18 protein-coding genes and 1 tRNA gene are annotated in these 23,419 nt (G+C 63.8%); 12 read left to right on the plus strand and 7 right to left on the minus strand.

The window, feature by feature from the left end; all coding sequences use genetic code 11:
- Positions 1–104: 104 nt before the first annotated feature.
- Positions 105–181 (minus strand) — tRNA-Met (locus OW493_RS16845).
- Between the two features lie 369 nt (positions 182–550).
- On the opposite strand from OW493_RS16845, the gene phbB reads away from it, so the two are divergent.
- Positions 551–1,297: an acetoacetyl-CoA reductase gene (phbB, locus tag OW493_RS16850; protein WP_077373584.1), complete on the plus strand. Its 747-nt coding sequence runs from the start codon at positions 551–553 to the stop codon at positions 1,295–1,297.
- Between the two features lie 250 nt (positions 1,298–1,547).
- On the opposite strand, the gene OW493_RS16855 is transcribed toward phbB, so the two are convergent.
- Positions 1,548–4,370, minus strand: a complete 2,823-nt coding sequence (locus tag OW493_RS16855) for a DUF349 domain-containing protein (RefSeq protein ID WP_279876095.1) — start codon at positions 4,368–4,370, stop codon at positions 1,548–1,550.
- Positions 4,371–4,975: 605 nt separating this feature from the next.
- Here OW493_RS16855 and minC point away from each other — a divergent pair.
- The 4 genes from minC (at position 4,976) to sbcB (ending at position 8,502) form a co-directional block, all read left to right on the plus strand.
- Positions 4,976–5,758 (plus strand): septum site-determining protein MinC, encoded by a 783-nt coding sequence (gene minC / locus OW493_RS16860; protein ID WP_077373590.1) that lies wholly within the window; start codon positions 4,976–4,978, stop codon positions 5,756–5,758.
- Positions 5,759–5,841: 83 nt separating this feature from the next.
- Positions 5,842–6,660 carry a septum site-determining protein MinD gene (gene minD, locus OW493_RS16865; protein ID WP_077373593.1) on the plus strand — a complete coding sequence of 273 codons (819 nt, stop codon included), beginning with the start codon at positions 5,842–5,844 and terminating at the stop codon, positions 6,658–6,660.
- Positions 6,657–6,917, plus strand: a complete 261-nt coding sequence (gene minE / locus OW493_RS16870; protein ID WP_043336475.1) for a cell division topological specificity factor MinE — start codon at positions 6,657–6,659, stop codon at positions 6,915–6,917. Before minD ends, minE begins: the two co-directional genes overlap by 4 nt.
- Before the next feature lie 109 nt (positions 6,918–7,026).
- Positions 7,027–8,502 (plus strand): exodeoxyribonuclease I, encoded by a 1,476-nt coding sequence (sbcB, locus tag OW493_RS16875; protein WP_077373596.1) that lies wholly within the window; start codon positions 7,027–7,029, stop codon positions 8,500–8,502.
- A 184-nt stretch (positions 8,503–8,686) separates the two neighbouring features.
- On the opposite strand, the gene OW493_RS16880 is transcribed toward sbcB, so the two are convergent.
- Together OW493_RS16880 and OW493_RS16885 are read right to left on the minus strand one after the other, a co-directional pair.
- Complete coding sequence (locus OW493_RS16880) at positions 8,687–11,650, minus strand: insulinase family protein (RefSeq protein WP_289864966.1); 2,964 nt, start codon at positions 11,648–11,650, stop codon at positions 8,687–8,689.
- Positions 11,651–11,859: 209 nt separating this feature from the next.
- Positions 11,860–12,570, minus strand: a complete 711-nt coding sequence (locus OW493_RS16885) for an SOS response-associated peptidase family protein (protein ID WP_077373602.1) — start codon at positions 12,568–12,570, stop codon at positions 11,860–11,862.
- Positions 12,571–12,869: 299 nt separating this feature from the next.
- Between OW493_RS16885 and OW493_RS16890 the strand changes: the two genes are divergently transcribed.
- Both OW493_RS16890 and OW493_RS16895 read left to right on the plus strand, forming a co-directional pair.
- The gene (locus tag OW493_RS16890) at positions 12,870–13,514 is read left to right on the plus strand and encodes a TetR-like C-terminal domain-containing protein (protein ID WP_077373605.1); all 645 of its coding nucleotides are present in this window, start codon (positions 12,870–12,872) and stop codon (positions 13,512–13,514) included.
- The gene (locus OW493_RS16895; RefSeq protein ID WP_289864967.1) at positions 13,511–15,403 is read left to right on the plus strand and encodes an MFS transporter; all 1,893 of its coding nucleotides are present in this window, start codon (positions 13,511–13,513) and stop codon (positions 15,401–15,403) included. Before OW493_RS16890 ends, OW493_RS16895 begins: the two co-directional genes overlap by 4 nt.
- 143 nt (positions 15,404–15,546) lie before the next feature.
- Here the strand turns inward: OW493_RS16895 and OW493_RS16900 are convergent, their stop codons facing one another.
- From OW493_RS16900 to ccsA, 3 genes are all read right to left on the minus strand, one after another.
- A complete protein-coding gene (locus OW493_RS16900) occupies positions 15,547–16,806 on the minus strand; it encodes a multidrug effflux MFS transporter (protein WP_176504126.1) in 1,260 nt (419 codons plus the stop codon).
- A 221-nt stretch (positions 16,807–17,027) separates the two neighbouring features.
- Entirely contained in the window at positions 17,028–18,305 is a 1,278-nt protein-coding gene (locus OW493_RS16905; RefSeq protein WP_077373614.1) for an HlyC/CorC family transporter, read from the minus strand.
- Positions 18,306–18,404: 99 nt separating this feature from the next.
- Positions 18,405–19,202, minus strand: a complete 798-nt coding sequence (gene ccsA / locus OW493_RS16910) for a cytochrome c biogenesis protein CcsA (RefSeq protein WP_077373617.1) — start codon at positions 19,200–19,202, stop codon at positions 18,405–18,407.
- Positions 19,203–19,544: 342 nt separating this feature from the next.
- Here ccsA and ffh point away from each other — a divergent pair, with 342 nt between their 5' ends.
- The 5 genes from ffh (at position 19,545) to rplS (ending at position 23,371) form a co-directional block, all read left to right on the plus strand.
- Positions 19,545–20,987 carry a signal recognition particle protein gene (gene ffh, locus OW493_RS16915; RefSeq protein WP_077373620.1) on the plus strand — a complete coding sequence of 481 codons (1,443 nt, stop codon included), beginning with the start codon at positions 19,545–19,547 and terminating at the stop codon, positions 20,985–20,987.
- Positions 20,988–21,213: 226 nt separating this feature from the next.
- Positions 21,214–21,465 (plus strand): 30S ribosomal protein S16, encoded by a 252-nt coding sequence (gene rpsP / locus OW493_RS16920; protein ID WP_065392604.1) that lies wholly within the window; start codon positions 21,214–21,216, stop codon positions 21,463–21,465.
- 8 nt (positions 21,466–21,473) lie between these two features.
- Entirely contained in the window at positions 21,474–22,040 is a 567-nt protein-coding gene (rimM, locus tag OW493_RS16925) for a ribosome maturation factor RimM (RefSeq protein WP_065392605.1), read from the plus strand.
- Positions 22,041–22,065: 25 nt separating this feature from the next.
- Positions 22,066–22,818, plus strand: coding sequence for a tRNA (guanosine(37)-N1)-methyltransferase TrmD (gene trmD / locus OW493_RS16930; RefSeq protein ID WP_289864968.1), 753 nt, complete (start codon positions 22,066–22,068; stop codon positions 22,816–22,818).
- 196 nt (positions 22,819–23,014) lie between these two features.
- On the plus strand, positions 23,015–23,371 hold the full coding sequence (gene rplS, locus OW493_RS16935) for a 50S ribosomal protein L19 (RefSeq protein ID WP_043336437.1): 357 nt from the start codon (positions 23,015–23,017) through the stop codon (positions 23,369–23,371).
- Positions 23,372–23,419: the final 48 nt, after the last annotated feature.

A 23,419-nucleotide genomic window follows, 5' to 3' on the forward strand; every position in this document is an offset into this window, starting at 1 on the left:
GATTTGAACCGATGACCTTCGGGTTATGAGCCCGACGAGCTACCAGACTGCTCCATCCCGCAACATCACGTTGTTTCCCAAGTGCCGAAACTGCTGGCGCTTGCTGGTAGCGGGGACCGGATTTGAACCGATGACCTTCGGGTTATGAGCCCGACGAGCTACCAGACTGCTCCACCCCGCATCAACGTGGGGCGTAGTATAAGGATATACAGTGCTGAGTCAACCGTTATCCCGTAATCAGCCGGAAGACTTTCCTGAGGCGGCCAGGCGATGGGGGGGAGCGAGGGTGATGGAATTGACCTCAATCAATGTGAGAGATCTGCTACATACTTTCCGTGGGAATCCTGTCCATACTGAGAGTGACACGCCTCGCGCAGGGCGGTGACAGTCTTCACCGAGCGCACGGTTGTCGCCATGCTGTCAGAGACGCCTGTCAGTGTTTGTCGTTACCGGAAGATCGCCAGCCAGTCGATGAGCGATCAACGGCGAAATGCCATGCTGTGCTCCCTTGCGGGCACAGGACGTTCCAGGAACAGGGAGAGACAATAACATGACGCAAACAGCACCCGTTGCATGGGTCACCGGTGGCACCGGTGGCATCGGTTCCGCCATCTGTCGTGAGCTGGCGAGCCAGGGGTACCAGGTGATTGCCGGTTACAGGAACAAGGAAAAGGCAGAAGGCTGGTTGCAGGAACAGCGTGCTGCCGGGTTCGAGAACATCGCGCTTTCCGGTATCGAGCTGGACAACTTCGAAGCCTGTCAGGCAGGCGTCAATGAAATTCGCGAGCGCTTCGGGCCGGTGGCCGTGCTCGTCAACTGCGCAGGGATCACGCGTGATACCTCCATGCGCAAGATGAGCTACGAGCAGTGGCGCGAAGTCATCAACTGCAACCTCGATAGCGTCTTCAATACCTGCCGTGCCGTCATCAATGACATGCTGGAGCACAAGTACGGCCGCATCGTGAACATTTCCTCCATCAACGGCCGCAAGGGCCAGTTCGGTCAGGTGAACTACTCGGCCGCCAAGGCGGGCATGCATGGTCTGACCATGGCGCTGGCACAGGAAACCGCGACCAAGGGCATCACCGTCAATACTCTGTCGCCGGGCTATATCGCCACCGACATGATCATGAAGATTCCGGAAGAGATTCGTGAATCCATCCGCGAGACGATTCCGGTCAAGCGTTATGGTCAGCCGGACGAGATCGCTCGCGCGGTGGCATTCCTCGCGGACGAGAAATCCGGTTTCATCACCGGTGCCAATCTGGACATCAATGGTGGCCAGTTCATGGGCTGATGTCCGTTCGTGCTCATGCGCCCCGGCGTCTCGCGACGTACCCGCAGGGTGGCAGAACCCGGCAGGGCGGAAGAGGCCATCAAGCGTACAAGAGGCCGCAGAGCGCACTCACAGGAACCAGGATCTGACAGGAGAGGGGCAAGCGCACTTTTCCTGTCGTGAAAACCACGAAGCCCCCGTCTCTCTCGAGACGGGGGCTTCGTCGTCGTAGGGTGCCGGTCAGCTGACTGTCTATGCCGACCCGACGCCGTCAGTGGTTGAACAGGGCATCGAAGCGCGGCAACTCGGCCTGCCAGGCTTCCCAGTCCAGCGGACCATTGGCCAGCAGCGCATCCAGCACCTCGTCGAGTTCCTCATCACGCTCAAGGCGCTCGCCCAGTTGCTGATTGATGCGGGCCACCTGAACGGTCAGGCGCCGCGATTCGTCTTCCGCACCCAGCGGCGCCTCGAACAGGATCGCCAGATGGACACGCAGCTCCGCGAGGCGCTCATTGGCGGCGTTGGCGCTGACCGGCTCGGCACGGCGCATCTGGTTGCGCGCGGCATTGGCCTGGCGGCTGGCATCGTCGAACGCCGATGACTCGGGGAGTTCGACATCCTCGATATTGCCCTGGCGTGCACTGGCATCGGCGACGGCATGTTGCTCCAGCAGGTCGCGCCACTGCTGCCATTCCTGGCGCAGCTGCTGGGCATGGAGTTCATCCAGGCGCTGTTCGCGACGCTTGAGAATGCCATTCCAGCGCCGACGCATGCCGTCACCGCGCTTGCCACGCGGCAGGGCACCCAGCGCGTCGGCTTCCTTGAGCGCGTCGTCCAGCTGGGCGGCGTCTTCCAGGGTCGTCGGTTCCCAGCTATCGAGGCGCTCGATCAGAGCCTGCCATTGTTCGAGGCGGACCTGCTCGCGCGTGTCACGCGCTTCACGGTCCTGATCACGTGCGGCGAAGATGCGGTCGCAGGCGGCGCGGAAGGCAGACCACAGGCGTTGCTCCTCGCCCTTGGGGGCACGGCCCAGTTCCCGCCAGCGAGTCTGCAGTGCCTTGGCCTGCTCGGCGCGCGCACGTGCCGGAGCGTCTTCATCGGCCAGCGCTTCGGCGGCGTCCACCAATGCCTGCTTGGCCGCGGCGATCTCGCCGGCGCGCTGGTCGATCAAGCCTTGCAGCGCGGTCAGCGCTTCACCGAAGCGATGCGACAGCTGGCGGCCCGGGCCTGCCGGTACCGGAGTGTGACGGCGCCACTCTTCGCGTGCGCGGTCGCGGATCTGGCGCAGGGCGTCCGGGTCCGCATCGCCCATGGCGTGTCCATTGAGCGATTCCAGCTGCTCACAGAGCGCCTCACGCATGGCAAGGTTGTGCTCGCGTGCCTGCTTGCGCGCTTCGCGGTAATCCTGCAGCTGTTGCTTGATGCTGTCCGAGGCGCTGCGGAAGGACTGGCTGGACTCACGGCTGGCAGCGGCATCGCCCAGGCTGCGCCACTGCTGAATCAGTTGCTGATGCTGGCGGTCGCGCTGCTCATCACTGAGGTCCTCGCGCTCGGCCAATGTGGTGATGGCTTCCAGCAGCTGTTCACGCTTGGGAGCGGCGACGAAGTTCTGCCAGTCACGCAGCTCCGCGACGCGAGCGCCCAATTGACGAAGGCGCGTCTGACGCTCGCTGTCGAGCTGGCCTTCGGTGCGGTCGCGCAGTGAACGATGCAGGCGACTGGCGGGCTTGAGCTTGCCGGCTTCCAGGTAGGTGTCCAGCTGATCCAGTTCGGCGCTGATGGCTTCCAGATCAAGCGTTCTGGGCTTGTCGCTGCTGTCCGTGGCGGGCTCATCGGTCGCGGCGGCCTCGTCGGCACTCTCTTCATCGGTCGTCGCCGGCGGTGCAGCTGCCTCCAGCGCCTGGCGCACGGCATGCAGCGTTCTGGTGAGCGGCAGCTCTGCTGGCCAGGCGATCTCGCGCTCGAGACGTGCCATCTGTTCCAGGTCATTGTCGACCAGCGCCGCGTCCATCTCGCCCTGGCACAGCTGATGGCGATACCAGGCATCGAGCGGGTCCTGCAGCTGTTGCTGCAGGCGCTGATGACGTTCGAGCAGCTCGGCAGGGGCCGAGAACTGGTCGGTCAGCTCGCGCCAGCGTTCGCCTTGCAGACGACGCTGAGCCTGAAGGCTGGCGAAGTCATGATCATTGACGCACTCGCGACTGAGGAGGTCCGCGCGCGCCTGGTGCAGGGCCGTGAGGATCTCTTCCAGGTGGGTGCTCAGGTTGGCACTCAGGCGTTCATGCTCACGGATGGCCTGTTCACGGGCTTCATGATCGCTGATGACCTTGTACGCCTGCAGACGCGCTTCCTCGAAACGCTGCTGGACGTCGTGGTCGGCGGCCGGCAGTCGCTCCCACTCGCGCAGCAGTGAGCGATAGCGTGATGGCACGCTGTCTTCCCAGGCCTGACGCGGCAGCTTCTCCATCTGGCGCAGCAGGTTGTCACGGCTGGCATTGAGAGCGTCTGCCTGCTGGGCATCCGCGCGGCGCTGGGCGAGCGTGTCGCGGGCCTGACGCTGGACGTGACGATCGCGTCTGGCGCCGCGCACCAGCTGCTCCAGCCCGTCCTGACTGGTGATGCGAGCGGCGGCGGCATGGCGCACCGCCGCGATGCTGTTGTGGCAGGCCTGATGGATCAGGGCGGCTTCATCGGTGAGACGTTCCAGCGCGACCAGACGCAACTGTTGATTGTCCCCGCGCGCCGCGATGGCGGCCAGCAGCTCATTGTCATCGAGGCGTGCGACCAGCTGTTCGCGATCCAGCAGGGAGGGGGCATCCTGACCACCGCTCAGCAGCTCGACGAGTCGCTCGCGTACCAGCCCGTCGGCCCGGTCCAGCAGCGGCAGCAGTCGCTCCGGTGTCGCCATGCGTGCCAGAGCGGCATGACGCACCTCAAGCGCAGGGTCCTCGAGAATCAGAGACTCGAGTATCTGGCGCTGATCCGGCGTTTCAGGGTCCAGCTGGGCCGCGGCAGCGGAGCGAATGGTCGGGTTGGCATGCTGCCAGCGAGGGGCGAACAGGCGGCCAGTGAGGCGGGAAAGCAGTCCGGTCATGAGAGAGCGGTTATCCAGGCAAAAAAATAGAGGGGCGCAACAGCGGCCAGTCACTCGGACAGGACCAGGACACTCGGGTCTGTCGGTGAACCGGGGTGACGGCGCATGAATTTCGTCACCCCGCTATCTTATCAGTCACGAGGCCATGTTGTGTGGTCTCACGCGCCCATCGGTGCAGGGAAACCGGGGGAGAGTGTCTGCCGAGCGCCTTCGCGCGGGATGAGTCAGGTCATCACGAGATGACTCTTTCGTGCGTCGTGGCCTCGCGACACCTGACAGTGTGGACTGCTGGCCGTATCATCAGTTGCAGCGCCGTGTCAGCTCACATAGCTTTGTTCAGCAGAGCGATGGTTCATGAAAGGCCATTCCTCGCTCGGGTGATACGTCATCACGAAGCTCGCTTCCTGCAGAAGTCGCACTGCGTCGCGGGGAGATGGGGCGTCCGGCCTCGGCGTTTCACCGCATGAGTCGTCGGGCAGGTACCTGCCTGCCGGGCAGATGGCCTTCTGCTTCGGGATGCCATCCCAGGGATGTCTCGAGCGTCACGAGCTTCTTTCACGAGTGTCGGAGGGTGTCACTTCCCTCACGCAACCCGGAGTCAGGTCATGAGTCTCAGTACGGACAGGGCCTCCCAGGCCTTCACCTTCAAAGGCGGCATGCTGCCGATGACGGTCATGGAACTGGTCAGTGGAGACCCGGAGCAGATCCGTGCCCAACTGGTCAGCAAACTCAGCCAGTCCCCCGCCTTCTTTCAGCACACGCCGGTGGTGTTGAGCGTCGAGAAGCTCGACGAGCCGCACCTGGCGCTGGAGCGTATCTGCGCCGTGTGTCGCGGCCACAAGCTGTTGCCGGTGGCGGTGCGCGGTGGTGGCGACCCGGTGCGCCAGTCTGCCTGGGCATTGGGTCTCGGGTGGTTCCCGCCCCAGGAAAATCGCGGCCGGACGCTGGAGTCCGTGCCGCCGGTCACGACTGTCGAGCCTGAGGCGAAAGCGACTCCCGCCGACGAGCCAGAGGCGACTGTCGCGGACGAAAAAGCCGCGGTCGTTGAGGTGCCGGCCCATGCCAGCAAGGTTTACCGTGGTACCGTGCGCTCAGGGCAGCAGGTCAGCGCGCCAGAGGGTGATCTGGTGATCATCGGTGCCGTGAATGCCGGTGCCGAGATTCTGGCCGCCGGCAGCGTGCACATCTATGGCGCCCTGCGCGGCCGGGCGCTGGCCGGCATCCATGGCGATCGCAATGCCAGCATCTACTGCAAGGAACTGCATGCCGAGCTGCTTTCGGTAGCGGGAACCTACAAGCGCCTGGACGACATCGACAATCGTCTGCTGGGTGCCAGTGTCGAAGTCGTGCTCGAACACGACCAGCTTTGTATCGCACGCCTCGGTTGAGTGATGCCGGCGTGCCTCGAACGATATCCAATATTTACCGGTGATCCCCGTTTCACGGGGGACTCTCAGCAAGGAAGATACCTTTGGCCAAGATTATCGTAGTGACGTCAGGCAAGGGCGGAGTCGGCAAGACGACCAGCGCCGCCGCCATTGCCACCGGACTGGCTCTGCGCGGCAACAAGACCGTCGTGATCGATTTCGATGTGGGTCTGCGCAACCTGGATCTGATCATGGGTTGCGAGCGGCGCGTGGTCTACGACCTCGTCAACGTCATCCAGGGCGAGGCCAATCTCAAGCAGGCGCTGATCCGCGACAAGCGCATCGACAACCTGCATATCCTTCCGGCCTCCCAGACCCGTGACAAGGATGCGCTGACGCTGGAAGGCGTCGAGAAGGTGCTCGAAAGCCTGCGGGAAGAATTCGACTACGTCATCTGTGACTCCCCGGCCGGTATCGAGCGCGGTGCCCAGCTGGCGATGTACTTCGCGGATGAAGCGGTGGTGGTCACCAACCCGGAAGTCAGCTCGGTGCGCGATTCCGATCGCATCATCGGTCTGCTGTCTTCCAAGACACGCCGTGCCGAGAACGGCGATTCTCCCGTGCGCGAACACCTGCTGATCACCCGCTACCATCCGGCGCGCGTGACCGGAGGTGACATGCTGAATCTGACGGACATCCAGGAAATCCTGTCGATCCCGCTGATCGGCCTGATTCCCGAGTCGGAGGCCGTGCTGCGCGCCTCCAACCAGGGGGTGCCGGTGACCCACGACCAGAAGAGCGATGCTGGTCAGGCCTATGTGGACTGCGTTTCCCGCCTGTTGGGCGAGGAAGTCCAGCTGCGCTTCCATGAAGTCGAGAAGCGCGGTCTGCTGGCCAGAATGTTTGGAGGGGGGCGCAAGTGAAATTACTGGATTTTCTGAAGCGAGAGCGCAAGAAGACGGCCAATGTCGCCAAGGAGCGGCTGCAGATCATCGTGGCTCACCAGCGCAGTCAGCGTGACCAGCCGGATTACATGCCGATGCTGGAGCGTGAGCTGCTGGAGGTGATTCGCAAGTACGTTCAGGTCGATCAGGATGCCATCAACATCTCGCTGGACCGCGAGGATGATTGTTCGGTGCTCGAGCTGAACGTCACTCTGCCGCGCCCCGGCGAGGCATGAGCAGACTCGACAACCGCTGATTCGTACGACTTTCCTGCCAGAACATCGCCCCCCTCGGGCGCGGTGTTCTGGCATGTGCATTTTCTGACCGTCCGCGTGGAGATTTCCTGTGGCAGAGCCCACCTTCCTGTGGCACGACTACGAGACCTTCGGCGCCGACCCGCGCCGCGACCGTCCATCGCAGTTTGCCGCCATTCGTACTGATGCGGAGCTCAACGAGATCGGTGAGCCGCTGACGCTCTTCTGCAAGCCCGCTGACGACTTCCTGCCTCATCCGATGGCGTGCCTGATCACGGGGATCACGCCGCAGCAGGCCGAGCGTCGCGGCCTGCCGGAGGCCGAGTTCGCCGGGCGCATCAACGACGAGATGAGCGTGCCGGGCACCTGCTCGGTGGGCTACAACAGCCTGCGTTTCGATGATGAAGTCAGCCGTCACCTGTTCTATCGCAACTTCCTCGACCCCTACGGGCGTGAGTGGCAGAACGGCAATTCGCGCTGGGACCTGATCGATGTGGTGCGCGCCTTCCATGCGCTGCGCCCCGAGGGGATCGAGTGGCCGCGGCGCGAGGACGGAGCCCCCAGCTTCCGTCTGGAAGATTTGACGGCCGCCAATGGCATCGAGCATGCCGGCGCGCACGATGCCCTGGTCGATGTGCGGGCCACCATCGCCCTGGCGCGTCTGCTCAAGTCACGCAATGCCCGGCTGTTCGAGTATCTGCTCAAGCTGCGCAACAAGCGTCATGTCGCCAGCCTGCTGGACATCGGTGCGCGCAAGCCGATGCTGCACATCTCACGTCGCTATCCGGCCTCGCGAGCATGCGGTGCGCTGGTGGTGCCGCTGGCGGAGCACCCCTCCAATGCCAATGGCGTCATCGTCTATGACCTGTCGGTGGACCCGGCACCGCTGATGGATCTCACTCCCGAGGAGATTCGGGCGCGGGTGTTCGCCAGTGCGGATGACCTGGCGGAAGGTGAGGAGCGCATCCCCCTCAAGGTCATTCATCTCAACAAGAGCCCGGTGCTGATGCCGGCGACGGCGCTCAAGGATGTCTCCGGCCCTCACCAGGGGGAATACGGCGAGATCGTCGCGCGCCTCAAGCTCGACCCTGCACGATGTCGTGAGCACTGGAAGTGGCTCAAGGACAATGCGGGGGTCGGCGTGAAGGTCGCCCAGGTGTTTGCCGAGACGCCGCCGGCCGGCCCGGCTGACCCGGACCTGATGCTCTATTCGGGAGGCTTCTTCTCGCCCGCGGACCGCAAGGAGATGGAGCGCGTGCGTGCCTCTCACCCCGAGGCGCTGGATGACACGCCCTTCGCCTTCCAGGATGGGCGGCTCGAGGAGATGCTGTTCCGCTACCGCGCACGCAGCTACGGCTACACGCTTGATTCAGCCGAGCGGGAGCGCTGGGAGCAGTGGCGCTGGGAGCGCATGAATGACGAGCAGGTCGCCAGCCTGACCGTGAAGGGCTTCGTCAGCGAGATCCAGCGTCTGGCCCAGAACGAGCAGGATCCGGCGCGCGTGCAGATTCTGGAAGAACTGGCGATGTATGTGGAAGGCATCATGCCGCCACAGGCCTTTGGCTGATTCTCGAAATTCTCGCAGCCACAACGACACGACCCCGGCGAATTCGCCGGGGTCGTGTCGTTCATCTCTCGGAAAAAACTGACGCTCCACTCGTCTCTGATCTGCTCTTCACTTCACGGCTCCGTCCCTCACGGAAGCGTTCTGACTGACCCGCCTGGCCGTCGGGCATGTACGCGTGGCGCGATCAATGCTGGGCATTGCCCGCAGGTTGCGCCGAGGGAGCGGCGGTGGTGGCACCGTGCTCGGCACGTGGCGCCTCCGGCAGCAGGGGGAGCGCGAGCGTCGGCAGGCGCTGATCGAAGTCGCTGGGGATCTCGGGATCAAAGGCCAGTTCCAGCGGCGCCGCCTGAGTCACCTGCTGCCAGGCGTCACGGATATCCTGGACGCTGACCTGCTCCACGGCGTGGATCAGTTGCTGGCGGCGATCAAAGTCGGTCCAGCCGAAGCTCAGTTCGCTCCAGTTGCGTGATGCCAGCTCGGAGAGGCGGCGCGGCTTCTGCTCGAGACCATCGATCACTGCGCTGCGATAGCTGGCGAGCGTGGCCTCATCCAGCGCCGTGATGCGCTCATCGAAGGTCGTGAAGAAGGCATCCATGCGCGAGAACAGGGTCTTGCTGTCCTTGGAAGGCGACTGGACCAGCAGGCTCAGGCCCGGGGCATCCAGCATGGGGGAGTAGCTGGCCGAGACGATGTAGCCCAGTTGCTCATCGGTGCGCAGCCGGCTGTAGAACGGGGCTTCGATCAGCTGGCCCAGCACGGCCAGACTGGCCTGACTCTCGAGCGTGCGATCCTTGCCCTGCAGGTAGCGCAGTGCGCCGGCATCACCGCGTGAGCTCTCCGGTCGCAACGCGAGGGGCTGGTCCACCCGGTGGATGGCAAGCTCCGGGATGCCGTCGCGCGTGACGCGGGGGGCCAGGCCATTGATCACCAGCTGACCGGTCTCGCGTGCCTGAGTGTCGCTCAGGTTGCCTGTCACCATGGCCTGGACATGCAGGCGTGCCAGGAAGCGCTTGCGGAAGGCGTCCAGACGTTCGCTGGTGACCTGCGCCAGCACGTCCTGCTGCTGCGAGACGGTGGTGGGCTGGCCGACCAGCGCTTCACTGAGACTGCGGCCCAGTTGCGTATACAGGGGCGCCTGGGCGCGATTGCTCAGGCTGCGTGTCATGCGCTGCGTGATGCGTGCCAGTCGTTGAGAGTCGATGTCACCATTGACCAGTTGATCCAGCACCTCGCGCATTTCCGGCTGCTGGCCGTCGCGCCAGCCACTGAACTGCAGCGTGATGCCGCGGCCATGGGCATAGGCCAGAGCATCCTGTCCGGCCAGACGTGCCGGGTACAGGCGGGCATTCAGGCTGTCGTTCAGCCATGCCGCCAATACGCGACTCATGACTTCATCCTCGACCGAGGCACTCACGGCGGGGTTGAGCAGCCCGAAGCGCCACTCGGCCTTCGGGACCCCGAAACTGTCATCACCCTGATACCAGAGTTCGGCACCGGGCTCGTCGATCAGCTGACGTGGCGGCGCATCGGGCAGATTCAGGACCTGAAAGTCGCTGGCCAGATAAGGGTTGGGAGCCGGAAGGGCAAGCCGGGCGGCCAGCGAGGGATCGTCTCCGGCACGGGCGACGGCATCGTCCGTGAGGCGCGTCAGGGTATAGGGCGCCTTGAACCATTTGCCCTGTTGCTCTCCCGTGACATCAGGGCCGGAGTAGACCTCCAGCAGATTCTCTGGCGTCAGGCGATCAAGGGTCGACTCGATCAGCTCGGCGTCATAGTCCTGCATCAGGTAGGGCGCGGCCAGCACATCCTTGACCGGATAGCGCGTCATCATCATGGCCAGGCTGCTGGCCAGGTCCACGGGAGAGCTGCGCTGCTGGAAGCGGAATTCCTGCTCGCCCAGCGCCGCCTGCTCCTTGTAGCGCCACTCCTCCAGGCCCTGCTGGCGAATCAATGCCAGATAGTCGAACAGCGCGGCGCGGATTTCCGGCTGATGCCGGGCGCCTTCGGGCGTCAGGGTGATACTGATGCTGAGCAGGGCATTCTCGCCATCGCTGGGGCCGCCGCCGGCCGAGAGCCCATCCGCCCAGCCCTTGTCCTTGAGCACCGCCAGCAGGCTGCCTTCCCCTTCATGTCCGATGAGGTTGGCAAGATAGCTGACCGGTTTGACGCGATACTGCGCGACGGGGTCCTCGATGGGGAACATGAAGTCGAGCTCGCGCTCCTGCTTGAGTGCCTTGACCTCCACGCGTGCGGGCAGCTCATCGGCAGTGACCAGCGGCGCGTCGATCTGTGGCCGTGAGAGCTCGCGATTCGGGACATCGGAGAAATTGTGGCGCGTCAGTGACTCCAGCGTGTCCAGCGATTGGGGGCCGACCAGGGTGAGGCGCATCACGCCGGCGCCGTAATGCGCCTGATAGAAGTCCACCAGGCGTTGGCGCAGGCTGCCGGCCTCGCTGTCCTTGAGTGTCTCGAGGCTGCCGACGCTGAAGCGGTTGAAGGGGTGATCTGGATTGAGTGCCTGCTCGACAGCCTCATTCACGCGCCGCCCGTCATCCTGCAGGCGTGCCTGATATTCGGAATGCACGGCATGACGCTCGCGGTCGACGTAGTCGGCATTGAACTGTGGTGCGACGAAGAAGCGGGCAAAGCGCGGCAGGGCCTCGGCGAAGGCATCCGGTGCGATATCGAAGAAGTAGTTGGTGTCCTGGCTGGCGGTGAAGGCGTTGTGCTGCCCGCCGTGACGGGTGATGAATTCCTGATAGGCATCAGGCTCTGGATAACGATCGGTGCCGAGGAACAGCATATGCTCGAGGAAGTGAGCAAGTCCGGGAACGTCATCGGGGTCCTGGGCGCTGCCCACTTCCACGTCCATGGCAGCGGCAGCCTTGTCAGCCGCCGGGTCGCTCACCAGCAGCACCTTGAGGCCATTGTCGAGCGTCAGGCTGCGATAGTCGCGCTGGTCATTGGCGCTCTTGATCACCGGGCCTGCTTGGGTGATGGCAGAGGCCGAGGTGGCTGACGTCATGGAGGACGGTGCGGGGGGCGTGGAGGAATCGGCCAGGCTGACGCCGGGCGACAGGCCGGTGATGACGATGGCGGCAATGGCAGCGCTCAATGCGAGCGGACGGAATCCTGATGGCAAGGACATCTTCTCTCCTAGTTCACGGCACCGATGACACTGGCATGGTGGTTCGATAAGGGCGATTCATGCGTCGCAAGCGCGCAGGTAGATCAGCAACGCCTCACGAGCAGCGCAGGTCCGAGGATGTGCTCCCCTCCTAGCGATACGCGTGTCTGACCGGCCTGGATTCAGCGTTCCCGATCTGAGCATGCTGTCCGGGCGCCGAGTGGCGTCTCTCAGCTCAGCATCGGGCCAGTGGGGTGCGCGACGCTCCATTCCTGGTGCGCGGGATCATTGACCCGGCGAGCGACGGGGAAGGCCGCGAGGCTGGCGTCCGGTGTCAGCATGGCACGTACCCTGTCCAGCGGGGTATCGGCGCTCAGCCATTCCCGCACCTGATGCGGGGCGATCACCGCCGGCATGCGGTCGGTCAGACGTGCGGTGACACCCGCGCACGCCACGCTGATCAAGGCAAAGCTGTCGCGCCCCTCGGGGGGCAGTCCTTCCATCAGCGGGGGGCTGAAGTGGCGGGTCCACAGCGCGGCGAGCAACAGCGGAGCGCGGGTGGCGTGCGTGACCAGAAAGGGCTGCTTCATGCGCGGCTGTTCCTTCCAGACATAGACCCCACCGACGGGAATCAGTGCCCGTTGACTGGTAAAGGATTCGCGGAACATGCGTCGCGTTTCCAGCGACTCGGCGCGCGCCACGTGGGGGGCATGGTCCATGACTTCCAGCCAGCTGGGCGTCAGCCCCCAGAGCGCTGGCACCTGGCGAAGCCTCGGGCCTTCCAGGCGCAGCATCGAGACCGGCAGGCGTGGAGCGCGATTGGCGCTCACCAGGCGCTCCTCCCGCAGCTGACGCGTGAGGGCAGGCGTCGCGAGTGATCCGAACAGTTCACTGGGCGGCAGGTCTTCGGGAAACGGGGGAAGGTACAGGCGTCCGGCCACGGAAATCCTTTGAGATGAAGGGCAGGGGGGAACATGCAGGGCGACGCATTGCCCAATCATGAGCGCGAGAGCCCCGCTGCACGCGGCAGTCGCCAGCATGCCACACCTTGGTGGCGCTTGCGTTTGTGCTCAGTCTCGATATGCTGGACGGAAACACTGTTCGATTCAATGGCTGACACGGGGCGCTTCAAGAGCAGGATGCTCAGGTATCGTGACTCTTTCTGCCAACCCGCGCAGTCCGGACACACACCGCGCCAGATTTGCTGCGCGGTAACGCATCTCAGCACCAGAGGAATTCGATGGCCCGTCCACGTCAGCATGCACCGGAAGCGCTGCATGCGCGGGTAATGGAGACATGCGATGAATGGCTCAAGCAGCAGCCCGTTCACGCCTTGTCCTTGCGCAACCTGGCTCGCGAAGTCGGTTGCGCCCCCAGTACCCTGCTCAAGCTCTACGGCAGTTTTGGCAACCTGCTCCAGCACGTCAATCTGACGACCCTGGACCGTCTGCGCGATGCGATTGCCGGGCAGGAGACCCCGAGCCCCTCCCAGCGTCTCAAGGCATTGGCGCGAGCCTATTGGGGCTTTGCCCAGCGCGACCCCTATCGCTGGCAGCTGCTGTTCGATTTCCCGCTGGCCCAGGAAGGGGAGCTGGATCAGCGTCAGAACGCCATGATCGAAGGCTTGTTCGAGCGAGTGGAGCTGGCTCTGGTCGAGTACGCTCCCAAGGTGGAGTCAGTGGAAGCCAAGCGCATGGCGCGAACCCTGTGGGGCAGCGTGCATGGCCTGGTCCAGCTGGGCATGAATGAACGCCTGGGTCTGTGGCAAGGACAGCCGCTGGAAGTCACGGAACTGCTCGACCAGCTGCTGGATACCATGCTGGCGGGGCTCAAGGTGCGCAGCGAGGCTGCAGGCTCGGGGGATGCCACGGAAGCAGGACGATGAGTCGAGACCTTCTGCGGCGGCCACGCTTTGCCCCCTTCTTCTGGACCCAGGCCCTCGGGGCCTTCAATGACAATCTCTTCAAGAACGCGCTGCTGCTGCTGCTGACCTTCGTGGTCATCGAGCAGCGCGGTTGGGACACCGGCGTCGTCAACAATCTGGCCGCCGGGTTGTTCATCCTGCCTTTTCTGCTGTTTTCCGCCTGGGGCGGCCTGCTGGCGGACCGCCTCGACAAGCAGCGGCTGATCGTCAGGCTCAAGTGGCTGGAGCTTGCCACCATGAGCGTGGCGGCGGGTGCCTTGATCTTCGAGGCCTGGGAGCTCTTGCTGGCGCTGCTGTTCATGATGGGCACCCAGTCCGCGCTGTTCGGCCCGGTCAAGTACGCCATCCTGCCTCAGCATCTCAAGGCCGATGAGCTGGTCAGTGGCAACGCCTGGGTTGAACTGGGTACCTTCCTCGCCATTCTGGTCGGTACCCTGGCGGCTGCGGCCTTGATGGCGCTGGGCGGTGAGCTGGCGCGCTGGGCGCTGTCGGCATCGCTGGTGTCGCTGGCGGTGCTGGGCGTACTGGCTGCCATGCGCATTCCGCCGGCGCCTTCCGCTTCTCCGGGGCCGGTGCCCTGGCGGCCGCTGTCCGGCAGCGTGGCGGTGATGCGCGAGGGGCTGAGCAATCGTCGGCTACGCTGGGCGCTGCTCGGCATCAGTGCGTTCTGGTTCCTCGGCGCGAGCTATCTGACGCAATTGCCGGCGTATGCGCGGGATATCGTCCATGGGGCCGAAGGGGCGACATCGGCCCTGCTGGCGGCCTTTGCCATCGGCATTGGCCTGGGGTCGCTGGCCTGTGAGCGTGTCTCGCGTGGACGACTCGAGACAGGGCTTGTGCCCTTCGGGGCGCTGATCATCTTTGCCGGCGGGCTGGACCTTGCCTTGCGCCCGGCGCTGGCTGAGGCCCAGATGGCCACGCCGCTGATCGAGCTGCTGGGCATCGCCGGATTCTGGCGCATGTGGCTGGATCTCGGCGTCATCGGCTTCGGGGGCGGCCTGTATATCGTGCCGCTCTACACGCTGTTGCAGCTGCGCAGTCCCGAGGACCATCGCGCGCGCATGATCGCGGCCAACAATGTGCTCAATGCCTTGCTGATGGTGCTCTCGGCCGGTGCCGGCATTCTGGTGCTGGGCGTGATGGGGCGTGATATTCCGGACTTCCTGCTGCTGCTGTCCTTGATCAGTGGATTGATCGCGATGATCTGCATGCTGCGTGACCCGCGGCCCTTCCTGCGGCTGATCATCTTCATCCTCATTCACCTGATGTATCGGCTGCACCTCAAGGGGCGCTGGCGGATACCGGCGGAAGGCGCGGCACTGGTGGTGTGCAACCACGTCAGCTTCATGGATGCGCTGATACTCGGCGGCGCCAGCCCGCGCCCATTGCGGTTTCTGATGGATGCCGAGATCTATCACTCTCCCTGGCTGAAATGGTTCTTCCGCATTGCGGGGGCCATTCCGGTGGATTCCTCGCGCAAGGACCCCGCCGGTGTGCGTCGTTCACTGGAAGAGGTCGGCAAGGCGTTGCGCGATGGCGAGGTGGTCATGATCTTCCCGGAAGGCAAGCTGACGCGAGATGGGGAAGTGGGACGCTTCCGGCGTGGGCTGGAGCTGATCCTCGCGCGTGATCCGGCGCCGGTGATCCCGATGGCTCTGGGGGGCTTGTGGGGGTCGTGGTTCTCCCACGGCGGCGGGCCGGCCTTTGCCAAGTGGCCGCGTCGTCTGCGTGGTCGGGTGGAGTTGTGCGTCGGTCGCACCTTCGCGCCAGAGAACGTCAAGGCTGCGGAGCTGGAAGAGGCCGTGCGCGATCTGCATCGCAAGGCGACACGCCTGGCGGACTGCCAATGACGGGGTGAAGCTGCTCTGGTCGAGGGTGGCTGCCCCCTCACGTGGTGAGCGCAAGAGCGTTCCCTGAAAAAAAGACGCCGTCCGTGGCTTCACGGGCGGCGTCTTTGCGTATGCGGTTCACGTTCTGCGGACAGTGATGGCGCTTACGCGGGGGCGCTGGAGCTGCTGCCGTGGGCGGCAGGCTGATTGGATGGCGCGGTGTGGCGGGTGACCCAGAAGCCGATGCCGCCCACCAGGCATGCGGCAAGCATGACCAGCGGTACCGGTAGCATGTTGGAGCCGTTCAGCCACAGGCTGGCAATCGCACCGTAGAGTCCGCCGCCCAGGAAGAGCGCGGTGCCCGAGATGGCGTTGGCGACCCCGTGGCCGCGGGTGAACAGCGACTGGTAGTCCGCCATCACGTTGGGGGTGATCATGGCGCCTGCGCCAAGTACCACCAGCATGCCGGGAATCAGGGTGGCGGCGCTGATCGTGCCAGTGAGACCCAGCCCCAGCAGCCAGGTGATGCCGGTCAGCTGGACGCTCAATGCCAGCTTGACCAGCGTGCGCGTGCGCAGGTGCTTGAGGCCGAGGTGATTGAGGCGGTTGCCGACGAACATCGCGACCACATTGGCGCCGAAGGCCAGCGCGAACTGCGGCGGTGTCATCCCGAGCAGCCCTTGATACAGGTAGCTGGCATTGGTGATGAAGGTGAACATGATGCCGGGCCCGCACAGGATCAGCATCAGGTGCCCCGGGACTCCCCGGGTGGTGAGGACGTCGCCATAGCTGCGCAGCACGTTGCGTGGTCTGAAGGGCGTGCGCTCGCTGGCGGGGTGGGTCTCCGGCAGCCAGCGATGGATGATCAGACCGACTATCAGCCCGTAGACTCCCAGCGTGAAGAAGATCGTCGTCCAGTGGCTCAGCGAGATCACCAGGGCGCCCAGGGACGGCGCTATCAGTGGCGCCGTCATCAGTACCATGGTCACGTTGGTCATCAGGCGCGCGGCGTCCTTGCCGGTCGCGACGTCTCTCACCACGGTGCGCGAGACACCGCCGGTCATGCCGGTGGCGATGCCCTGAAGCACTCGCCAGACCAGCAGCCAGTGGAAGTCTCGTGTCAGTGCGCAACCGAGTCCGGCGACGAGAAACAGTACGAAACCAGTCAGGGCGACGGGGCGGCGTCCGAGACTGTCGGACAGCGGGCCACCGCCCAGCTGACCCATCGCGTAGCCGAAGAAGAACATGGTGATGGTCAGGCCGATGCGATGCTCGTCCACACCGAAGTCGCCTGCCATGGAAGGCATGGCGGGTAGATAGGCGTCGGTTGCTAGAGGCGCGAGCGCCACCATCAGTGCCAGCATCAGCGTGAAGCGTGCGGGGTGGTGGTGCAGGACAGTCGTCGGGGAAGAGGCTTGGGTCATGAGGGCCATTTGCGGGTAGTGGGCAGTGCAGGAAAAGGCGATCCGGCGATCCGGCGTTCCGGCGGCCCGGCGTCCCGGGCAGGCACAGGATAGCGTGTGTCTCCGGCATTGGCCGCCCCGTGGCGTGCAACACCGCATTGCAATGGACGTGAACGCGAAGGGCCCGCCAGATGGCGGGCCCTTCGCGCATGACGCTGCAACGTTACCCTGCAGGCGCTGGATCAGGTACGCGTGGTGCGCGAGGCCTGCCAGCAGCGTGCCGAGGTGATCTGGTTGTCTTTGACCTGCTGGATCTCGATGCGGGTCGTGCCGATGGCCAGACTGGCTGGCGCATCCGGGAAGGATTCCAGGTGCTCGAGGATCAGACCATTGAGCGTCTTGGGGCCATCGGTCGGCAGCTGCCAGCCGATGGCCTTGTTGATCTCGCGGATGTTGGCGGTACCCTCGATCACGTAGCTGCCGTTGTCCTGAGGATGGATTTCCTGATGGGTGCCGGCCACGTCGGTGGTGAACTCGCCGACGATCTCCTCAAGGATATCCTCCAGTGTCGCCAGCCCCTGCACATCGCCATACTCGTCGACCACGATGCCGATGCGGCGCTTCTGCTTCTGGAAATTGAGCAGCTGGGTATGCAGCGGGGTGGATTCCGGGATGAAGTAGGGCTCGCGGGCCTCCTGGATGATGGAGGCCTTGGTGACCTCGTCCAGTGACAGGAAACGGGCCGCATTGCGCAGGTGCAGGATGCCGATGATGTTGTTGATGTCACCCTTGTAGATCGGCACTCGCGTGTGCTGACTGGCGCGGATATGACTGAGAATGATGTCGAGATCATCATCGAGGTCGATACCGAAGATTTCCTGACGCGGCACCATGATGTCATCGACGGTGACGTTCTCGAGGTCGAGGATCGACAGCAGCATGCCCTGGTGACGGCGCGGGATCATGCTGCCAGCCTCGTGGACCACGGTGCGCAGCTCGTCACGGGTCAGGCTGTCGGCCCCGCCGCTGACATCGCGAACGCCGAACAGGCGCAGCAGGCCATTGGAAATGCCATTGACCAGCCAGACCAGCGGATAGAGCAGCTTGAGCATGGGTTCGAGAATCACCGACGCCGGATAGGCGATACGCTCGGGATTCACGGCAGCCATGGTCTTGGGCGTCACTTCGGCGAAGATCAGCACCACGATGGTGAGGACGGCAGTGGAGATGGCAGGGCCGGAGACATCACCGAAGTAATGGATGGCAATGATGGTGGCCAGAGACGCTGCCAGATTGTTGACGAAGTTGTTGCCGATCAGGATGACGCCGATCAGACGGTCCGGGCGAGATAGCAGGCGGGTGACGCGCTTGGCGCCGCGCTCACCGCTCTTCTCGCGGTGGCTCAGGCGATAGCGGTTGATCGACATCATGCCGGTCTCGGAGCTCGAGAAGAAGGCAGACAGGAAGATCAGGATGACCAGCAGGCCGAACAGCAGCCCCAGCGGGGTGTCGTCGCTCAAGAGTGAAGGGTCCTCGGTGGCGGATTTACGCGCATGATACTGCTGCCGTGACGGCAATGCACCAGCTGCTGCGGGTGCTGCCCGTCACGACAGCGACGCTCAGTGGGAAAACACGACCTGCAGGGCGAACTTGGTGCCGAAGAAGGCCAGCGCCAGCACCAGGCAGCCGCCCAGCGTCCAGCGCGCCGCGCGCTGTCCGCGCCAGCCCAGGACATGATGGCCGAACAGCAGCACGGCGAAGATCACCCAGGCGCCGAAGCTCAGGACCGTCTTGTGCGCGAGGTGCTGGGCGAACAGGTTGTCGAGGTAGATCATGCCGCTGAGAATCGACACGCTGAGCAGGATCATTCCGGCCCAGATCAGCTCGAACAGTGCGCGCTCCATGCTGGTCAGCGCGGGCAGTACCTGGACGATGCCGCGGGTGTGACGCTTCTTCAGCGCATGCTGCTGCAATGACAGCAGACCGGCCTGCATGGCCGAGATACTGAAGAAGGCCAGTGCCGCCACCGAGGTGAGGATGTGGGCGATGAGCCCCGCGGAAAGTGGATTCTCGGTATTGGCGCTGGGAAGATTCATCACGCCAAGGACGCAGATGGCCGCCACGGGGAAGAGGGCAGCACCGCCGGCAATCACCGGCTTGAACATGCTGGCCAGGATCAGCAGCAGGCTGATGGCCCAGCTGACCAGCGAGGCGCTCTCGAACAGTCCGAGGTGCAGCTCGCCGCCATGGCTGATGGTGAGCCAGACGATCACGGCATGGCAGGCGACGGCTACCAGTGCCAGGCCGCGTACCAGACGTGGTCTGGACGGTACCCGGCGGATGAGCGTCAGGCCCTGCCACAGGCCGGCGCCGAGATAGAAGATGATGGCCAGAAAGGCAAAGGGCAGAGCCTGCATGTGCTGTTGTCCAGGTGCCGAGGATGTACGAGGAGGCAGGTCCTGTACGAGACGCTGCCTATATGATGTGACTATACCGAATGCACTCATGTGATTGCATCCACGCCACGCGCTTTGAGGAGGCTGGCGGAGCCGTGTCGGGGAGAGAATTCCCGGCGAGAGAGGATTTGGTCGGCGCTTGAGTGTCCCCATCATGGAGACAGACCCGCCCTGTGCGTATAATGCGCCACAGGATGAACCATTCACGCGCTGGGGCGTCATGCCGTGACCCCCGGAATCGAGGACAGCACTGTCTTCGAGCCGCTGCGAGCGGCCCCCAGACGTCCCTAGCCGGAGAGGCCCATGTTTCAAAGTTTGAGTGATCGCCTGTCGCAGACGCTGAAGTCGATTACCGGCCAGGCCAAGCTGACGGAAGACAACATCAAGGACACGCTGCGTGAAGTGCGCCGTGCGTTGCTTGAGGCGGATGTCGCACTGCCGGTGGTCAAGGCCTTCATCGACCGCGTGCGCGAGCGTGCCGTCGGTCAGGAAGTGTCCAAGAGCCTGTCGCCGGGTCAGCAGTTCGTCAAGATCGTCCAGCAGGAGCTGGAAGCGATCATGGGCGAAGCCAATGAAGGTCTGGTGCTCAAGGGCAGCCCGGCCGTCATTCTGATGGCGGGTCTGCAGGGTGCGGGCAAGACGACCACCGTCGCCAAGCTGGCGCGTTATCTGCGTGAGCGCGAGAAGAAGAAGGTGCTGGTGGTCTCGGCGGACGTCTATCGTCCGGCCGCCATCGACCAGCTGGAAACGCTGGCCAGGGAAGTCGAGGTGGATTTCTTCCCCTCCGACTCCTCCCAGCAGCCTGTCGCCATCGCTGAAGCGGCGATGAAGCACGCGCGTATCCAGTTCCACGACGTGGTGCTGGTGGATACCGCCGGCCGTCTGCATGTCGATGCTGACATGATGGACGAGATCGCGGCGCTGCATCGCAGCGTCAATCCTGATGAGACGCTGTTCGTCGTCGATGCGATGACCGGTCAGGATGCCGCCAATACCGCCAAGGCCTTCCATGAAGCCCTGCCGCTGACCGGTGTCGTGCTGACCAAGGCCGATGGTGATGCGCGTGGTGGTGCGGCGCTGTCCGTTCGCCACATCACCGGCAAGCCGATCAAGTTCATGGGGATGGGGGAGAAGGTCGATGCCCTCGAGCCCTTCCACCCGGACCGCATCGCCTCGCGCATCCTCGGCATGGGCGACATGCTGTCGCTGATCGAGGAAGCCGAGCGCAGCGTCGACAAGACCAAGGCCGAGCAGCTGGCCAAGAAGGTCCAGAAAGGCTCGGGCTTCGATCTCGAGGACTTCCGCGATCAGCTTCAGCAGCTCAAGAACATGGGTGGCATGGGCAGCCTGATGTCCAAGCTGCCGGGCATGGGGCAGCTGGCGGAAGTCGCCCAGAGCCAGGCCAGCGAGAAGGAGCTGGGCAAGCTCGAGGCGATGATCAACTCCATGACACCCAAGGAGCGTCGCAACCCGGATCTCATCAATGGCTCGCGCAAGCGTCGCATCTGCATGGGCTCCGGTACCCAGGTGCCGGACCTCAATCGTCTGCTCAAGCAGCACAAGCAGATGGCCAAGATGATGAAGAAGGCCGGCAAGAAAGGTGGCATGCAGAAGATGATGCGTGGCATGTCCGGCATGATGGGCGGCGGCGGTCCCGGTGGCATGGGTGGCCCCGGCGGCATGGGCGGTCCCGGCGGGATGGGAGGCATGGGTGGCCCGGGCGGCGGACGCTTCCCGCGTCGCTGAGTCTCCGGCAAGGCACTGAGGTTCTCGCCGACAGGATTTCGTGGCGTCAGAGTCACGAATCGCGCCCCGTGACACGGCTCGTGTCGCGGGGCGCGCGTATGGCCATGGAAAAAGGTTTCCAAGGCTTGGCATTTTCCGTAGAATGTCGCCTCTTCGTGTGGACCCTCCATGCGAAGCCGAGTTCTGTGGCACGATTTTCACTTCAACACGAAGGACAGATTACGCAATGGTTACCATTCGTCTGGCACGTGGTGGCGCCAAGAAGCGTCCCTTCTACCACCTGGCTGTAGCTGATTCCCGCACAGCCCGTGATGGCCGCTTCATCGAGCGCGTCGGCTTCTTCAACCCGGTCGCTCGCGGCCAGGAAGAGCGTCTGCGCATCGATCTCGAGCGCATCGCTCACTGGCAGCAGCAGGGCGCACAGGTCTCTGACCGTGTCGCTCAGCTGATCAAGGAAGCTGGCAAGCAGCAGGCTTGATTTCCAGGATGCCTACTCACTCGAACAACCCGCAGCCGACCGCACACACCTCGCATGGCGATGATGTGGTGGTCATGGGGAAGCTTACCAGCCCCTATGGCGTGAAAGGCTGGCTCAAGGTGTACTCCTACACCAGCCCGATCGATGGCATCTTCGACTACGCCGGCTGGATCCTGAAGCTTGACGGGAAGCAGATTCCCGCGCGACTTGCCCAGGCACGTCGTCATGGCAAGGGTCTGGTGGCGCAGCTGGAAGGTGTCGACGATCGCGAAGCGGCGCAGGCGCTGGCCGGGGCGGAGATTCTCCTGCCCAAGCAGCAACTGCCGCAGCTCGAGGTGGGTGAGTACTACTGGCATCAACTGGAAGGTCTCGAGGTGGTGACGCTGGATGGCCAGCGCCTCGGACAAGTGAACACCCTGATGGAAACCGGTGCCAACGACGTTCTGGTGATCAAGCCGAACGACGACAGCATCGATGAGAAGGAACGGCTCGTGCCGTACCTGCCCGATCAGGTGGTTCGCGATGTGGATCTCGTCAATGGACGCATGAGCGTCGATTGGGATCCCGAATTCTGATGAAAAGCACAGAGAGCTGACGCCTGTGTGGATTGGTGTAGTAAGTCTGTTTCCGGAAATGTTCACGGCGATCACCGCCAGTGGCGTGACCGGCCGAGCGGTCGACAAGGGCCTGCTCGAGGTCGATTTCTGGAACCCGCGTGACTACGCCACCGACAGGCACCGTACGGTCGATGATCGTCCCTACGGCGGTGGTCCCGGCATGTTGATGAAGGTCGAGACCCTGCGAGGCGCCATTCGTGACGCCCGTGCCGCTGGCAGTGACGACGCCCGCGTGATCTATCTCTCCCCGCAAGGCCGCAAGCTGGATCAGGCCGGTGCCCGCGAACTGGCGACGTATGAGCGCCTGATCGTGGTGGCCGGACGCTATGAAGGCATTGACGAACGCGTGGTGGAAGAGGAGATCGACGAGGAATGGTCGATCGGCGATTACGTCCTGTCTGGCGGTGAGCTGCCAGCCATGGTCCTGATCGATACGGTAGCGCGCCTGGTGCCGGGCGTACTCGGGCATGAAGCCAGTGCGGAGGAGGATTCCTTCACCGACGGCCTGCTCGATTGTCCGCACTACACTCGCCCCGAAGTCATCGACGGCAAGCGAGTGCCGGAAGTGCTGCTCAGTGGCAATCATGCCCTGATCAAGCGCTGGCGGTTGCAACAGTCTCTGGGACGTACCTGGCTCAGGCGTCCGGATCTGCTGGAGAGCCGCACGTTGACTCGTGAGGAGCGCAAGCTGCTCGACGAGTTCATCGCGCAGCACGCCCGGAAAGGCAAGGCCTGACCTTCGCGGACCTCGCGTTCGCTGTCAGGAGAAGGCCGCCACCGTGGCGGAGGTGCGGCACGGCCCGGAGTCATCTTGCGGGAGCCCCGTGGCGCGTCACACACAAGGTCGATCCCCGTGTTCAAGGCCGTTTGCGGTGCCGGGGTCATGACGAACATCAGCCTCAGGGTTGATGCTAACGAATTTGGAGCTAGCGATGAGCAGCAAGAACAAACTGATCCAGGCGATCGAAAACGAGCAGATGGCCAAGGAAATCCCGGCCTTTGCACCGGGCGACACCATCGTCGTCCAGGTCAAGGTCGTCGAAGGTACCCGCGAGCGTCTGCAGGCCTTCGAAGGCGTGGTGATCGGCAAGCGTAACCGCGGTCTGAACTCCGCCTTCACCGTCCGCAAGATCTCCCACGGTGTGGGCGTCGAGCGTACTTTCCAGACTTACAGCCCGCAGGTTGCTGCCATCGACGTCAAGCGTCGTGGTGACGTCCGTCAGGCCAAGCTGTACTACCTCCGTGAGCGTAGCGGCAAGTCTGCACGCATCAAGGAAAAGCTGGGCTAAGCGCTCCGCATTCCCTGACTGCAGAACTCGGCAGTACGGCGGAGGAGC

This window comes from Cobetia sp. 14N.309.X.WAT.E.A4, assembly GCF_030397495.1.
GTDB lineage: Bacteria > Pseudomonadota > Gammaproteobacteria > Pseudomonadales > Halomonadaceae > Cobetia > Cobetia marina.

Excerpts from the sequence above, each read along its gene's own strand:
- phbB (WP_077373584.1), top strand. The coding sequence starts at position 551 with ATGACGCAAACAGCACCCGTTGCATGGGTCACCGGTGGCACCGGTGGC.
- OW493_RS16855 (WP_279876095.1), bottom strand. The coding sequence starts at position 4,370 with ATGACCGGACTGCTTTCCCGCCTCACTGGCCGCCTGTTCGCCCCTCGC.
- minC (WP_077373590.1), top strand. The coding sequence starts at position 4,976 with ATGAGTCTCAGTACGGACAGGGCCTCCCAGGCCTTCACCTTCAAAGGC.
- OW493_RS16880 (WP_289864966.1), bottom strand. The coding sequence starts at position 11,650 with ATGTCCTTGCCATCAGGATTCCGTCCGCTCGCATTGAGCGCTGCCATT.
- OW493_RS16890 (WP_077373605.1), top strand. The coding sequence starts at position 12,870 with ATGGCCCGTCCACGTCAGCATGCACCGGAAGCGCTGCATGCGCGGGTA.
- OW493_RS16895 (WP_289864967.1), top strand. The coding sequence starts at position 13,511 with ATGAGTCGAGACCTTCTGCGGCGGCCACGCTTTGCCCCCTTCTTCTGG.
- OW493_RS16900 (WP_176504126.1), bottom strand. The coding sequence starts at position 16,806 with ATGACCCAAGCCTCTTCCCCGACGACTGTCCTGCACCACCACCCCGCA.
- ccsA (WP_077373617.1), bottom strand. The coding sequence starts at position 19,202 with ATGCAGGCTCTGCCCTTTGCCTTTCTGGCCATCATCTTCTATCTCGGC.
- ffh (WP_077373620.1), top strand. The coding sequence starts at position 19,545 with ATGTTTCAAAGTTTGAGTGATCGCCTGTCGCAGACGCTGAAGTCGATT.
- rpsP (WP_065392604.1), top strand. The coding sequence starts at position 21,214 with ATGGTTACCATTCGTCTGGCACGTGGTGGCGCCAAGAAGCGTCCCTTC.
- rimM (WP_065392605.1), top strand. The coding sequence starts at position 21,474 with ATGCCTACTCACTCGAACAACCCGCAGCCGACCGCACACACCTCGCAT.
- rplS (WP_043336437.1), top strand. The coding sequence starts at position 23,015 with ATGAGCAGCAAGAACAAACTGATCCAGGCGATCGAAAACGAGCAGATG.